Genomic DNA, 14,537 nt, shown 5'->3' on the forward strand with positions numbered 1-14,537 from the left:
GCGAGCGGAGCGAGCCACGAAGGGTCTGGCGACGTCGTCTCACCGGGCCTTCGTGGCTCGTCGCTTGCGCTCCTCGCACCTCAGGCAGCAGTGGTTGGTCGTGCCGCGTTCTCGGATCAGGGAACGAGAGTCGCGTCGATTCTCTCGGATCAGGCAGCGGATTCGGCGAACCGCGACAACGCCAGCAGGCGCGACGTCGCGCGCAGGTACTTCTTGCGGTAGCCGCCGGCGAGCATCTCGTCGGTGAAGATTTCGTCGAGCTTGGCGCCGGAGACCGTCACCGGGACGTGCGCGTCGTAGAGACGGTCGGCGAGCACCACGAGGCGCAGGGCCACCGACTGATCCTTGGCGGGGTGGACGCCGGTGATGCACACCAGCGAGACGCCGTCGACGAGGTCCTTGTACTTCGACGGGTGCAGCGTGCTCAGGTGATCGCACAGCGCGTCGAAGTCGTCGAGAGTCGCGCCCTCGGTGGAGTCGGCGATGTCGACCAGTTCGGACTCGGTGCGCGGGTCCGGGGCCGGCGGGAGGTCGCGGTGGCGGTAGTCGGGGCCGTCGACGCGGATGGTCTCGAACACCGCCGAGAGCTTGCGGATCTCGCGCAGGAAGTCCTGGGCCGCGAACCGGCCCTCGCCGAGCTGTCCGGGCAGGGTGTTCGAGGTGGCGACGACCGACACACCCTTCGCCGTGAGCTCAGTGAGTAGGCGCGACACGAGCATCGTATCGCCGGGATCGTCGAGTTCGAACTCGTCGATGCAGAGGACGGTGTGCTTCGAGAGACGCTCGACGGCGTTGACGAAGCCCAGCGCGCCGACGACGTGGGTGACCTCGACAAAGGTGGCGAACGACTTCGGCTCGGGCATGGAGTGGTAGATCGAGGCCAGGAGGTGGGTCTTGCCGACGCCGAACCCGCCGTCGAGGTACAGGCCGATCCCCTGCGAGGGCGCCTTGCGCGAGAACAGGCCCTTCTTGCCGGAGCGGGCCTTCGAGGCCCGGGCGACGAAGTCACGGGCCTTGGCGACCGCCTGGGCCTGCGACGGCTCCTTCGGATCGGGGATGTAGGAGTCGAAGCTCACGTCGTCGAAGGTCGACGGAGGCACCATCTCATCGATGAGTGCATCCGGCGAGGTCGCAGGGTTGCGATCGCAAAGTCGGGCCACCATGTGTGGAGGGTAGCGATCTCCGGAAAGATGGATGCATGTTCCACCTGCAGAAAGCGACCCAGGTCACATCCGCGGAGTCCGACGAGAAGGGGAACGACACACTGCTCGGCCTGGCCGAGCACTACCGCTATCCACCACGCCCGTCCGAGGGGCCCGGTGCCGCGGCCCCTTTCGTTCGGGCCAACATGGTGGCCTCGATCGACGGCGCGGCCACCCACGACGGGAAATCGGGCGGACTCGGCGGTGACGGGGACAAGACCGTCTTCCGGGTCCTGCGGGGCCTCGCCGACGTCATCCTCGTCGGTGCCGGGACCGCGACGACCGAGGGATACCGCCAGCCGCAACCCGACGAGGCGTTCGCCGGTCTCCGACAGGAGAACGGACAGGCAGCCGCTCCCGCGCTCGCGCTGGTGTCGCGGTCGCTCTCGATCCCGCCGGACTACCCGCCGCTGAGCCACCCCGACACCGTCGTGCTCACGCGCGCGTCGGCCCCCGCAGAGCGGCGCGCCGCGCTCGTCGACGCCGGCGCCACCCTGATCGACTGCGGTGAGGACGACGTCGAGACCTCGGCGCTGATCGAGACCTGCGGTGAGCGGGGTTGGCCGCGGGTGCTCTGCGAGGGTGGCCCGAGCCTGCTCGGCTCGCTCATCGCCGACGACCTGCTCGACGAACTGTGCCTGACGACCAGCCCGCATCTGGCCGGCGGGAATGCCGGCCGCATCGCGGTTCGGGCCGCCGACGCCGAGCAAGAGGCCGCCGCACTCAAGGCGATGTCACCGGCCGCGATCATCACCGACGACGACGGTTACGTCTTCACGCGCTGGCTGCGCCGCGGCCGATCGTCCATCCACTGACCGAACGGATCACTGCACGGCCGTCGCCCGGCGTCGTTGACTACGCTCGCGGACATGCGAAGAGCGCACGCCGTCACGGCAGTCCTGGGTGTGATCGTCGCGATCGGAGTGTCGTCGTGCGCCGTGGGCCCCGACCGCGGCCCCGAACTCATCCCCGGTGGCGGCGGCGGTCAGGGTCCGGCACCCTCGTCCTCCGCGCCGCCCCCGGCGCCGGCGCTCGCCGTACCGAGGACCGACCTCGAGTGGTCGGACTGCGCGGCAGGGACCGCCGGACGCTACGACATCGCCCGCCCGGCCGGGGTGACCGTCGAATGCGCGGAGTTCGACTCCCCCGTCGACCGGAACAAGCCCGATGGAGAGGTCGTGCGGATCGCAGCGACCCGGGCCCGCACCGCGGCGACGCCCGCCGACGCCGCGCCGCTCGTCCTCACCTCGGGATCGGATCTCCCGTCGTCGCGGACGCTCATGGTGATGACGTCCGGTCCGGGCCGGGCATTCCTCGACGCCCACCCGGTGGTGGCCGTCGACCATCGCGGCATTCCCCAGAGCGGGGACCTCGACTGCATGACCCGGCTCGAGCGGAGCACGATCGCCGACAACGGGCTCACGGCGCGCGGGGCCAGCACGGAGGCACGCATCTCCCGGCTCGCCTCGGCTGCGTCGTCGGCCTCGGACGGCTGTACCGAGACGCTGACGCCCTACCAGCTCAACTTCGGGGCGCAGTTCGCCGCCGCCGACCTCGAGACACTCCGGCAGCGTTGGGGCGTCGAACATCTGGGTCTCATCGGTGTCGGTGAGGGCTCCGACGTCGTCCTGGCGTACTCCTCCCTCTACGGCGGCCGCGCGGGACGCATCATCCTCGACACCCCGACGCCGTTCGGCGCGAACGCCCGCGATCGGGCGCAACTGCGCGCACAGGGAGTCCAGAGCGCGCTGCAGGGATTCGCGCAGCGATGCTCGACGCTGGACGGGTGCACGCTCGGCACCAACGGAGTGCGGGTGATGACCGGCCTGCTCACCGAGGCGCGCGCCGGACGTCTGGACGGACTGTCCGACACCACCACACTCAACGCCATCACCACGACACTCGCGCTCGCCTCGGATCGCCCCGAGTCGCTGCTCGACCTGTCCCGCGCCATCGCCGCCGCCGATCGCGGCGACACCGGTGCGCTCGTCCGCCTCGCCGATCGGGCCGCGGCTCTGCGCACAACCGATGGAGCCCTGGTGTCGCGGTGCAACGACGTCACCGGCCCGGTGGGTCAGAACGAGATCCCCGGACTCGTCGAGGCCTGGACCAAGCAGAACCCGCTGACCGGTTCCGACAGTGCCCTGTCACTGGTGCGCTGCAACGGCTGGGCGTCGGGCAGCGCGGTCCGCCCGCCGTCGTCGCTGCCCGCCGACCCCCTGATCCTCAACGGCACCCGGGACCCGGTGAACGGTGGCGAAGGCGCGAACACCCTCGTCCCGCTGTTCATGAATGCCGGGGCCGAGCCCGTGACCGTCAGCTGGGACGGACTGGGCTTTTCGGTCCTCGGTCGCAGCGCCTGCGCCGCCCAGGTCGCGGTCGAATACGTGAAGAAGACACCTCTCGGAGGACCCACCCAGCGCGGCTGCCCCACCTAGGGCGAAGGCGGATCGGTGCTGGCCCGGAGGGTTCTGCGGAGAGTCGGAGGCCACCCGTAGTACGGTGCGCGGGTGGCGAATCTCGACAGGTATCTCTATCCCCAGATGAGTGCGCAGCGGATCATCCCGATGATCCTGTGGCCGATCAGCCTGTTCATGGTCGTGCACCGCTCGCTGTTCCTGGGGGTCAACGGCGACCGCACCGACGACTTCAAGCCGGTGTACGCCGCCGCCTACAACTTCCTGAACAACCTGCCGGTCTACGGCGAGAACTACGCCACGGTGGACCCGCACTACCTGTACCCGCCGTCGGGCACCCTGCTGATGGCGCCGGTCGCGGTCATCGACTACGAACGCGCGCGGTGGGCGTTCATCGCGGTCAGCGTCGTGGTCCTGCTGATCTGCGCCTACCTGTTGACCCGGATGTTCGGGTACGCCCTCAACTCATGGGTCATGCCGACGGTGCTGTTCGTCTTCTTCTTCACCGAAACCGTCTCGCACACATTGATCTTCACGAACTTCAATTCGTTCGTGCTGCTGGGCATGATCGCCTTCCTGATGCTGATGCGGTCGCGGCACGACTGGTGGGCGGGCGTCCCGATGGGCCTGACGCTGGCCGTGAAACCCGTTCTGGCACCGCTGATGCTGCTGCCGCTGCTCAACCGGCAGTGGCGCGTGTTCGCCTTCGCCATCGTGATCCCGCTGGTACTGACCGCGATCGCCTGGCCGATGTCGGTGGACGCCGACGCATTCATCAGCCGGACGGTCCCCTACCTCGGCGAGGCCCGCGACTACTACAACAGCTCGATCGCCGGCAACGGCGCCTACTTCGGCGTCGCGCCATGGCTGGTGCTGCTGCTGCGCGTCGCCTTCGTGCTGATGGCCGCGTTCTCGCTGTGGTTCCTGTATCGCTACTACCGCAAGACCAACGAGCTGCTCTGGCTCGCGACGTCGTCGGGCGTACTCCTGGGCACCACCTTCCTCGTGGGCTCACTGGGCCAGGGCTACTACTCCATGCTGCTGTTCCCACTGCTGATGACCGTGCTCCTGCCCGGATCGGCGGTGCGCAACTGGCCGGCCTGGCTCGGCGTGTACGGCTGCATGACCTTTGACAGCTTCTACTCGCAGCGCTGGACGGCCTTCGGCTGGATGGTCGAGTACAACAAGGTGACGTGGGGCTGGTCGCTGCTGATGATCGCCGTGTTCTGCTCGCTGCTGTTCCGCTGGCTCGACATGCGGGCCGACGGGGTCGCCGGCGAGGACGTGGTGATGCGTTCGGAGAACGACGCTCCGCCGGCGCCGGCGGCGAAACCCGACGACGAGCTGTCGCTCTCGAAGTAGCGTCGCCGCGCGACGCCGGCGAGATCCCGGACCGCGCTACCGTGGAACGCATGACCGACAGCAAGCCCGAGACCGAGAACCTCGCGAACCTCACCGACGAGGAATGGAAGCAGCGCCTCACCCCGGCCGAGTACCGGGTACTGCGCCAGGCCGGAACCGAAGCACCCTTCACCGGCGAGTACACCGACACCAAGACGGTCGGCGTCTACCGCTGCCGGGCCTGCGACACCGAGCTGTTCCGCAGCGAGCAGAAGTTCGAATCACATTGCGGCTGGCCGTCGTTCTTCTCCCCGCTCGCCGGAGACAAGATCATCGAGGTCGAGGACAATTCGCTCGGCATGAAGCGAGTGGAGGTCCTCTGCGCGAACTGCAAGAGCCACCTGGGACATGTGTTCGCCGGCGAGGGTTACGACACCCCCACCGACCTGCGCTACTGCATCAACTCGATCAGCCTGAAGCTCGAGCCGGCCGAGTGACGCAGTAGCACAGGAGGTTCGGAGGGAAGGGCCAGAACTAGCCGTTCTGTACCTTCTCCTGCTGTTCCTTCTCCTGCTGCTCCTTCTCCTGCTGTTCCTTCTCCTGCTGCTCCTTCTTCTCCCGCTCTTCCTTCTCCTTCTGCTCCCGCTCTTCCTTTTCCTTCTGCGCCTGCTCTTCCTTCAGCTGGTCCGGATCCTTCACCTCGGGCTGTGGAATGTCGATCTGATCCTCGTCGACCGGCTCCTCTTCCGCCGGCTCCTCTTCCGCCGGCGCCGAGGCCGCCGGAGCGAGGTTCACCAGCTTGTGCTCGAACGACCCCGGTTCGGAGGCCGCGTCGTTGCCTCCGCCGCCGTACTCGCCGGGCATCGTGGAGATGACGTCGGGAGCGCAGGGGGCGAGCTGCCCGTTGGGGAGGAGCATCTTGCACGGCTGAGCGTTCGCGGTCGCGACGCCACCGGCAAGGGCGGCCGAGAAGACGAGCGCTGCGATGATGCGGGCCGCGGGGACGAGATGGTTCATGGGGGGTTCCTTCACGTCGAGTCGAACGTTGCTGTTCCCATATGTGAGACAGAGCTCACATTCCATGTCATAACAGAGCCGGTAGGCGTTTTGTCCGATTCTCAAGCATTCGACCGATTCGGATCAATCGACCAAGTCGCTTGTGCCACAGCGAATTCGACCAGAAGAGGCACCCGCAGTGCTCGCGGGTGCCTCTCTACGTGACTTGTGCTCGTCACTTCTCGGGCGGTGCCTCGACCTCGGTCGGCTCCGGCTCCGGCTCCTCGACAATCGGTGAAGCCGGTTTCACCAGCACATGCTCGAACGACGCCGGATCAGAGGCCGGGTCGTTGCCGCCGCCCGGATCGCTCGGCGAGTGCGAGACCACTCCCGGGGCACACGGCGCGAGCTGACCGTTGGCCAGATGCAGCTGGCATGGCTGGGCGTTCGCGGCTGCGACACCGCCGGCGAGGGCGGCCGAGAAGATCAGCGCCGCGATGATGCGGGCCGCTGAGACGATATGGAGCATGGTCGGGTGTTCCTCCACGTTGAGTCGAATCGGAGCTTCGCCTCGTTTGAGACGCAGATCACATTCCGCCTCATCGCGTACCACCCGCAGGGTTTCCGCCCGGTTTCATCCGTTGGAGCGACGACACGGGTCAGTCGACCACGTTCGGCGTACCTCTGGATGGTCCACGAAAAACACCGGGCACCCGCGATACGCGGGGCCCGGTGCCGGTGACTCTCGGGTCAGGGCAGAGCGTCGATGAGCGCCGAGACCTCGACGCGCGGTCCGGTGAAGAACGGCGTCTCCTCGCGGACGTGCATGCGTGCCTCGGTGGCGCGCAGGTCACGCATCAGGTCGACGATGCGATGCAGTTCCGGTGCCTCGAAGGCCAGCAGCCACTCGTAGTCACCGAGAGCGAACGACGACACCGTGTTGGCACGGACGTCCTTGTACTCGCGAGCGGCCTTGCCGTGGTCGGCAAGCATCTTGCGCCGCTCCTCGTCGGGCAGCAGGTACCACTCGTAGGACCGCACGAACGGGTACACGCAGATGTAGTTACCCGCTTCCTCACCGGCGAGAAAGGCCGGGATGTGGCTCTTGTTGAACTCCGCGGGCCGGTGCAGCGCCACATTGCTCCACACCGGGTTGCAGGCGCGACCGAGGACGGTCTCGCGACGGAACTTCGCGTACGCGGCCTGGATCGACTCGACGTCAGCGGCATGCCACCAGATCATGAAATCGGCGTCGGCGCGGAGACCCGACACGTCGTACACGCCACGGACCACGACGCCGGTGTCCTCGAGGGACTTGAAGAAGTCGGCGGCATCCGACTTGGCCTGGTCTCGGTCGGTGCCGAGCTCGCCGGGGCGGACGGCGAACACCGAGAACATCAGGTAGCGGATCGTGGAGTTGAGTTCTGCGTAATCCAAGCGGGCCATGACTGACATGGTGCCACCGCGGCCGGTGGGACGAACAGTCAGGTCAGGTCGGTCAGCAGAGCCGACACGGCGCGTCCGGCCTGGCCGATACAGGCCGGGACACCGACCCCCGCATACGACGACCCGGCGAGCGCGAGCCGACGCGGCCGGGACGCGGTGACCTGCGCCATCGTGGCGAGATGCCCCGGCCCGTAGACGGGCAGGCCGTTGGTCCAGCGCTGTACATACGTGTCCACGACATTCGGCGACGCGGGTGCCACTCCGGCGGCCCGACACACCTCGTCGAGGTCCTCGAGGGCCTCGGCCCGCAGCCGGTCGTCGACGCCGGGTTCGAGGTCCGCATCGGGCACCGGTGCCCCGAACCGGCCGAACGACGCACGCACCGACACCGGCGCGTCATCGTGCGATAGATGGCCCCACTTCTGCGAGCTGATCGTGAATGCCTTGGCGCGCAGGCTCTCCCCCGTCCCGACGAGAACGCCGGAGTGTTCGGGCACCGGTGTGCCGGGGGCCAGCGCGATCGAGACCACCACCGATGACGCTCCGCGTACAGCCCGGAGCGGTGCGGCGACGTCGGGCAGAGCCCGCCGCAGCAGGTGGCCCGCATTCCAGGCGGGGATGGCCAGGATGACGCCGTCGTAGTCACGCACGTCCCCTCGCGCTCCGCCGCCGACATGCAGCGTCCAGCCGGTCGTCGTGGGCTCGAGGTCCCGGACATACGCACAGAGTTCGGGTTCGACTGCCGCGGCGGACCGGAGCGCGTCGAGCAGCACCCGGTAACCGCCGACCAGGGTGCCGAAGACGGGCCCGGTACCCGTGGCGTCGGCGACCAGGCCGGAGACGGCCGCGGTCAGGTTGGGGGCACCGGCATCGAGTCGCGCCGCGAGCGCGGGTAGCGCCTCACGCAGACCGATGTCGGCGGCGAGGCTCGAGTAGACGCCGCCCAGCATGGGGTCGACGCTTCGGGCGACCACGGACGGGCCGAGACGATCGGCGACGAGGTCCCCGACCGTCGGGTCCGCGGACGGGTCCCAATGCCAGGAGCGCTGCGTCTCGGTGCGGAGGAGTTCGAGGTCTGCGGGGTCGGCGAGATCGGCGACCGCCTCGGGGGTCGCGGGGATCCCCATGAGCGCCGGGGCCGGCAGTGGGTGCAGGCGGCCACCGGACCACACGGACGGGCGCCGGCCGGTCGGCGACACGACCCGGTCCCCCAGGCCGAGTTCGTTGACCAGGCCCAGTGCTTCGGGTCGTCGGACGATGAACGCCTCGGCCCCGACGTCGACGGACTGGCCGCCGACCGTCGTGGTGTGCAGGATGCCCCCGAGCCGCTCGCCGGCCTCGAGAACGTCGATCTGTGCGTCGGCGCCGAGTGCACCGCGCAGCCGGTACGCGGCCGTCAGGCCGGAGACACCTCCGCCGACGACCGCGATCCGGAGCCGCGCAGCCATCAGAGGCTGTGGATCAGTTCGACGGCGCGGGTGAGGACGTCCGGGTCGGTACCCGGGAGGACCCCGTGACCGAGGTTGAAGATGTGGCCGATGGCGCCGGCCGCGATCGCCCGGTCGCCGTCGGCGACCACGCGGCGGATCTCTCTGTCCACGACCTCCGGTCCCGCGAAGAGCAGGGTCGGGTCGAGGTTGCCCTGGACGGCCCTGCCCGGTCCGACGCGGCGGACGGCCTCGTCGAGCGGCACCCGCCAGTCGACGCCGATGACGTCGGCCCCGACGTGGGCCATGGGCGCCAGCAGTTCGCCGGTACCCACACCGAAGTGGATGCGCGGGACGCCGTAGCCGGCGACCTCGGCGAGGACGCGGGCGCTGTGCGGCGCCACGAAACGCTGGTAGTCGGCGGCCGAGAGCATGCCGGCCCAGGAGTCGAACAGCTGGATCGCGTCGACGCCGGCGTCGAGCTGGACCTTCAGGAAGGCGATGGTGATGTCGGCCAGGCGGGCCATCAGCTCGGCCCATGTCTGCGGGTCGCCGTGCATCATCGCCTTGGTGCGCTCGTAGTTGCGGCTCGGCCCGCCCTCGATGAGGTAGGACGCGAGGGTGAACGGTGCACCGGCGAAACCGATCAGCGCGGTGTCGCCGAGTTCGGCGAGCAGCAGTTCGATGGCGTGGGAGATGGCGCCGACCGAGGCGGGTTCGAGGCGCGGTATGCGGGAGACGGCGTCGGCCGACCGCACGGGTTCGGCGATCACCGGACCGGTGCCCGCGACGATGTCGAGGTCGATGCCCGCAGCCTTGAGGGGGACGACGATGTCGGAGAACAGGATCGCGGCGTCGACGTCGTGTCGGCGCACCGGCTGCATGGTGATCTCGCACACCAGCTCGGGGTCGAAGCAGGATTCGAGCATGCCGTGGTTGGCACGGATCGCGCGGTACTCGGGCAGCGAACGGCCCGCCTGCCGCATGAACCACACCGGACGGCGTGACGGGGTCCCACCCGTGGCCGCGGCGACGAGCGGCAGGTGCGACCGATGGACCCGGGTACCAGTTACGTTCGACATCACCGCTTACTCTGCCATGTTCGACGATCTGACCCGCCCCGGCCTGCCCGGTTCGACACTCGCGGGTGCGGGTCCCCATTTCTGGGGCCGGTGACTCGGCGCGCCTCCGCCGCTGCCAGGCACGACACACCTACGGTCGAACGGTGACTTCCTCGGGAGCTCCGGACGAGCCTGCTGATTTCCGCGCGGCGGTGGAGTCGCTGCATGCTGCCCGCGTCCGCCGTGAGATCGAGGTCGGACCCATCCGCCCGCCGCAGCGGCTCGCGCCGTACAGCTATGCGGTCGGGGCCGAGGTGCGCCCGCCGGACGACCCCGACGTCGTCCCCACCGATTCCCAGGGCACCGCGTTCGGACGACTCATCCTGCTGTACGACCCGGCCGGCCAGGACGCCTGGAACGGGACGATCCGCCTCGTCGCCTACCTGCAGGCCGAGGTCGAGGCCGCTCTGGCGATGGATCCGCTGCTGCCCGAGGTCGCCTGGAGCTGGCTGTCCGACGCCCTCGGCGTGCCGGTCGGCGAGATCAGCACCCCCGCCTCCCCCAACGGCATCGCACACCGCATCGAGGTGACCGCGCTGGGTGGCACCGTGACGTCGACGACGTCGGTGCGTTATGGCGACATCGCCGGACCGCCGCGCGCCCACCAGCTCGAGGTCCGGGCGTCGTGGACCGCATTGACCGCCGAGGGTCTCAACGGCCACCTCGAGGCGTTCTGTGAGGTGTTGGCGTCGGCTGCCGGCCTCCCGCCGGCGGGCGTGACCCAACTCGGCCCGGCGTGAGCACCGTGGACACACCACCGGGAAACAAAGCCGAGAATCTGCCGCCGGAGGACGAGGCCCCCGAGGTCGAGCCGCTGTTGGCCCCCGCCGGGGGTGTCCCGCCGGTGCTGTCGACCGCCGCGGAGTTCTCCGACACCGCGGAGGCGCTCGCAGCGGGCGAGGGCCCCATCGCCGTCGACACCGAACGTGCCTCGGGCTACCGCTACTCCCAGCGCGCCTACCTGATCCAGATCAAACGACGCGGCTCCGGCAGCTTCCTGCTCGACCCGATCGGCGATCCCGAGGCACTCGCTCCCGTGATCGACGCGCTGCGCGGGCCCGAATGGGTGCTGCACGCCGCCGACCAGGATCTTCCCTGCCTACGCGAACTCGGCTTCGAATGCGTCGAGCTGTACGACACCGAACTCGCCGGACGCCTGCTCGGCCTGGCGAAGGTGAACCTCGCCGCGATGGTCGCCCAGTTCCTCGGCCTCGGCCTGCTCAAGGGTCACGGCGCGGCGGACTGGTCCCGACGGCCACTTCCCGACGACTGGCTGAACTACGCCGCCCTCGACGTCGAGGTGCTCGTCGAACTCCGGGACGCGATGGACGCGGCACTGGCCGAGTCCGGCAAGGACGGCTGGGCCCGCGAGGAGTTCGCCTACGTCCTGTCCCGCCCGCCGGCCCCGCCGCGCACCGACCGCTGGCGCAAGACGTCCAACATCCACACCGTCAAGTCGGCTCGTGCCCTGGCCGCGGTCCGCGAATTGTGGACGGCGCGTGAGGAATTGGCGGAGCGTCGGGATGTCGCCCCGGGCCGCGTGCTGCCCGACACCGCGATTGTCAACGCCGCGACCGTCGACCCGAAATCGAACAACGAACTGACCCGCCTGCCGATCTTCGGCGGCCCTCGCCAGCGCCGGCAAGCCGGGATCTGGTTGAGCGCCCTGCAGCGGGCCCGCGAACTCCCGGACAGCGAACTGCCGGCCCGCAAGACCAACGGCCCCGGACTCCCCCCGGTGAGCCGCTGGGAACAGCGCAACCCGGAGGCTGCGGCGCGGATGCAGAAGGTGCGCCCGGCGCTCAAAGAGGTCGCCGAGAGCCACACCCTCCCGGTGGAGAACCTCCTCGCCCCGGACGTCGTCCGCCAGCTGTGCTGGGACGGACTGACCGAACCGGTGACCGCCGAGGCCGTCGACGCGCACCTCGCCGCCGCCGGGGCCCGTCCGTGGCAGCGGCGGCTCAGCGTGGACGCGTTGACCGAGGCGCTGGGCGAGGTCGGGGCCACCGAGACCGGACCGTCGGAGTAGCCCCGCTCCGAGTTGGGTAAAGACCTTCCGACAGGCACGACCTCGCAACAGGCACGACCTCACGGAATGGAATGGGAGCACTCAGTGGCCACAGTCTCCGTCGGCATCGACTCGGACCTCGACCCGGGCGCGGCCTGGGCACTCGCCAGCAACCTCTCGCGGTTCGACGAGTGGATGACGATCTTCGGCGGGTGGAAGTCCCCGGTCCCCGACACGATCAGCGAGGGGACGAAGGTCTCGTCGCTGATCAAGGTGAAGGGGTTCCGCAACGTCATCCACTGGACCGTCACGGACTACGACGAACCGCGGATGATCGCGCTGTCCGGCACCGGCCGCGGAGGGATCAACATCGACCTCGCGATGAAGGTCGACGAGATCGTCGACGGCTCACACTTCGATCTGTCCGCCGAGATATCCGGCGGCCTGCTCAACGGTCCCGTCGGGCGCCTCGTCGCGAAGGTGCTGGAATCCGATGTGCACAAGTCGATCTCGAATCTCGCGACCCTGCGCTGACGTCAGCCGGCGGGGCGGCGCCTGCCCGCCACTCGTCCCCCTGCGTCAGTCCTCTGCGCGACTCTGCGCGGGATCCTCGATCTGGCGTTCCAGCGCGGGACCGGCCTGCATCCCCGACACCGTCGCGGTGATCGAGCGGGCGAGATCCTGCGCAGTCAGGCCGAGCTCGCCGAGAATCTCTCCGCGCGAGGCATGTTCGATGAACGCCTGCGGAATGCCCTTGATCTGCACCGGAACGGTCACCTCGGCAGCCGAGAGCGCTCCGGCCACAGCCGATCCCACGCCGCCGCTGACGCAGCCGTCCTCGAGGGTGACGACCAGGCGGTGGCGACGGGCGACCTCGACCACCGAGGTCGGCACCGGCAGGACCCAGCGCGGGTCGACGACCGTGGCGTCGATGCCCTGCTGCGCGAGGCGTTCGGCGGTGTCGACGGCAAGGCTGCAGAAGGCGCCGACCGCGACGATGAGCACGTCGCCCGACGCCGGTCCGAGATCGCGATCGCCGCGGTGCAGGACGTCGACCCCGTCGTCGAGTCGCTCGACCGCGCGGATGTCCTCGGGGACAGCACCTTTGGAGAAACGCAGAGCCGTCGGGCCGTCGTCGACACCGAGCGCCTCGTCGAACTCCTCGCGCAATCGGACGGCGTCACGCGGCGCGGCGACCCGCAGGCCGGGAACCATCGCCATGAGCGACAGGTCCCACATGCCGTGGTGACTCGGGCCGTCGGGGCCGGTGATGCCCGACCGGTCCAGGACGAGGGTCACCGGCTGCTTCAGCAGCGCGACGTCCATCAGGAGCTGGTCGAAGGCGCGGTTGAGGAAGGTCGAGTAGATGGCGACGACCGGGTGCAGGCCGCCGAGTGCGAGGCCCGCTGCCGAGGTCATCGCATGCTGTTCGGCGATGCCGACGTCGAACATGCGATCCGGATAGCGCTCGCCGAAGGGCGTGAGCCCCGTGGGACCGGGCATGGCCGCGGTGATCGCGACGACGTCGGGGCGGTTGGCGCCGGCATCGAGCAGCGCGGCCGAGAAGACCTTGGTCCAGTCCTGCGGTGCCACGCTGGTGGGCCGCCCGGTCACGGGGTCGATGATGCCGGTGGCGTGCATCTGGTCCGCGACGTGGTTCTCGGCGTGGGCGTAACCCATGCCCTTGCGCGTGACGGTGTGCACGATGACCGGTCCGCCGAAGTCGCGGGCGTGCCGGAGCGCCGACTCGACGGCGTTGATGTCGTGGCCGTCGACGGGACCGACGTACTTCAGACCGAGGTCGGTGAACATCGCCTGGGGTGCCAGCAGATCCTTGAGTCCGCTCTTCACACCGTGGAGCACCGCGTAGGCGGGTTCGCCGACCACGGGCACCTGCTTGACGACGCGGCGGCCCTCGTCGAGGAACTTCTCGTAGCCCGGCTGCAGACGCAGACCGGACAGGTGGCTCGCGAGGCCACCGATGGTCGGCGCATAGGACCGGCCGTTGTCGTTGACGACCATGACCACGGGCCGGTTGCAGGCGGCGATGTTGTTGATCGCCTCCCAGCACATGCCACCGGTGAGGGCGCCGTCACCGACAACGGCGACCACGGTCCGGTCGTTCTGCCCGGTCAGCTCGAAGGACTTGGCCAGTCCGTCGGCATAGGACAGGGCGGCCGAGGCATGCGAGGACTCGACCCAGTCATGCTCGGACTCGGCGCGCTCCTGGTAGCCGGTGAGACCGCCGCGCTGCCGCAGGTGGTCGAAACCGTCTTTGCGGCCGGTCACGATCTTGTGGACGTAGCACTGGTGGCCGGTGTCGAAGAGGATCGGATCGTGCGGCGAGTCGAAGACGCGGTGGATCCCGAGGGTCAGTTCGACCACGCCGAGATTGGGACCGAGGTGACCGCCGGTGGCCGCAACCTTCTCGATCAGGAACGTCCGGATCTCGGAGGCGAGAGTCTCCATCTCCGCTTCCGACAGTGACCGCAGATCGGCCGGCGAGTCGACCCGGTCGAGCACACCCATCGTTTCCTCCATCACGCGACGCCGGCCGGAGAAACCCCCGGCCCATAACC

14 protein-coding genes are annotated in these 14,537 nt (G+C 69.2%); 7 read left to right on the forward strand and 7 right to left on the reverse strand.

Going from position 1 to position 14,537, the window contains the following annotated elements:
• Window positions 1-149 precede the first annotated feature (149 nt).
• Window positions 150-1,163 carry a cell division protein ZapE gene (gene zapE / locus RVF83_RS19685; RefSeq protein WP_039880252.1) on the reverse strand — a complete coding sequence of 338 codons (1,014 nt, stop codon included), beginning with the start codon at window positions 1,161-1,163 and terminating at the stop codon, window positions 150-152.
• Window positions 1,164-1,198: 35 nt separating this feature from the next.
• Between zapE and RVF83_RS19690 the strand changes: the two genes are divergently transcribed.
• The 4 genes from RVF83_RS19690 to msrB all read left to right on the forward strand — a co-directional run bounded on the left by RVF83_RS19690 (window position 1,199) and on the right by msrB (window position 5,457).
• On the forward strand, window positions 1,199-2,017 hold the full coding sequence (locus tag RVF83_RS19690; protein WP_005197228.1) for a dihydrofolate reductase family protein: 819 nt from the start codon (window positions 1,199-1,201) through the stop codon (window positions 2,015-2,017).
• Window positions 2,018-2,071: 54 nt separating this feature from the next.
• Window positions 2,072-3,640: an alpha/beta hydrolase gene (locus tag RVF83_RS19695; RefSeq protein WP_210735063.1), complete on the forward strand. Its 1,569-nt coding sequence runs from the start codon at window positions 2,072-2,074 to the stop codon at window positions 3,638-3,640.
• Between the two features lie 72 nt (window positions 3,641-3,712).
• A complete protein-coding gene (locus tag RVF83_RS19700; RefSeq protein WP_005197232.1) occupies window positions 3,713-4,981 on the forward strand; it encodes a glycosyltransferase family 87 protein in 1,269 nt (422 codons plus the stop codon).
• 50 nt (window positions 4,982-5,031) lie between these two features.
• A complete protein-coding gene (gene msrB / locus RVF83_RS19705) occupies window positions 5,032-5,457 on the forward strand; it encodes a peptide-methionine (R)-S-oxide reductase MsrB (RefSeq protein WP_005197235.1) in 426 nt (141 codons plus the stop codon).
• A gap of 37 nt (window positions 5,458-5,494) precedes the next feature.
• On the opposite strand, the gene RVF83_RS19710 is transcribed toward msrB, so the two are convergent.
• The 5 genes from RVF83_RS19710 to hemE all read right to left on the reverse strand — a co-directional run bounded on the left by RVF83_RS19710 (window position 5,495) and on the right by hemE (window position 9,911).
• Window positions 5,495-5,977: a hypothetical protein gene (locus RVF83_RS19710; protein ID WP_005197237.1), complete on the reverse strand. Its 483-nt coding sequence runs from the start codon at window positions 5,975-5,977 to the stop codon at window positions 5,495-5,497.
• A 214-nt stretch (window positions 5,978-6,191) separates the two neighbouring features.
• Complete coding sequence (locus tag RVF83_RS19715; protein WP_051989276.1) at window positions 6,192-6,485, reverse strand: hypothetical protein; 294 nt, start codon at window positions 6,483-6,485, stop codon at window positions 6,192-6,194.
• A 221-nt stretch (window positions 6,486-6,706) separates the two neighbouring features.
• The gene (gene hemQ / locus RVF83_RS19720) at window positions 6,707-7,402 is read right to left on the reverse strand and encodes a hydrogen peroxide-dependent heme synthase (protein ID WP_039880255.1); all 696 of its coding nucleotides are present in this window, start codon (window positions 7,400-7,402) and stop codon (window positions 6,707-6,709) included.
• Between the two features lie 38 nt (window positions 7,403-7,440).
• Window positions 7,441-8,850, reverse strand: coding sequence for an FAD-dependent oxidoreductase (locus RVF83_RS19725; protein ID WP_005197243.1), 1,410 nt, complete (start codon window positions 8,848-8,850; stop codon window positions 7,441-7,443).
• Complete coding sequence (hemE, locus tag RVF83_RS19730) at window positions 8,850-9,911, reverse strand: uroporphyrinogen decarboxylase (protein WP_083877521.1); 1,062 nt, start codon at window positions 9,909-9,911, stop codon at window positions 8,850-8,852. The genes RVF83_RS19725 and hemE overlap by 1 nt, the downstream gene beginning before the upstream one ends.
• Window positions 9,912-10,054: 143 nt before the next feature.
• On the opposite strand from hemE, the gene RVF83_RS19735 reads away from it, so the two are divergent.
• The 3 genes from RVF83_RS19735 to RVF83_RS19745 all read left to right on the forward strand — a co-directional run bounded on the left by RVF83_RS19735 (window position 10,055) and on the right by RVF83_RS19745 (window position 12,492).
• Window positions 10,055-10,690: a DUF3000 domain-containing protein gene (locus RVF83_RS19735; protein WP_005197248.1), complete on the forward strand. Its 636-nt coding sequence runs from the start codon at window positions 10,055-10,057 to the stop codon at window positions 10,688-10,690.
• A gap of 5 nt (window positions 10,691-10,695) precedes the next feature.
• Window positions 10,696-11,979, forward strand: coding sequence for an HRDC domain-containing protein (locus RVF83_RS19740; protein ID WP_005197250.1), 1,284 nt, complete (start codon window positions 10,696-10,698; stop codon window positions 11,977-11,979).
• Window positions 11,980-12,063: 84 nt separating this feature from the next.
• Window positions 12,064-12,492, forward strand: coding sequence for a type II toxin-antitoxin system Rv0910 family toxin (locus tag RVF83_RS19745; RefSeq protein WP_005197252.1), 429 nt, complete (start codon window positions 12,064-12,066; stop codon window positions 12,490-12,492).
• Between the two features lie 45 nt (window positions 12,493-12,537).
• Here the strand turns inward: RVF83_RS19745 and dxs are convergent, their stop codons facing one another.
• Entirely contained in the window at window positions 12,538-14,487 is a 1,950-nt protein-coding gene (dxs, locus tag RVF83_RS19750; protein ID WP_005197262.1) for a 1-deoxy-D-xylulose-5-phosphate synthase, read from the reverse strand.
• Window positions 14,488-14,537 lie beyond the last annotated feature (50 nt).

The sequence above is a fragment of the Gordonia rubripertincta genome (genome assembly GCF_038024875.1).
GTDB lineage: Bacteria > Actinomycetota > Actinomycetes > Mycobacteriales > Mycobacteriaceae > Gordonia > Gordonia rubripertincta.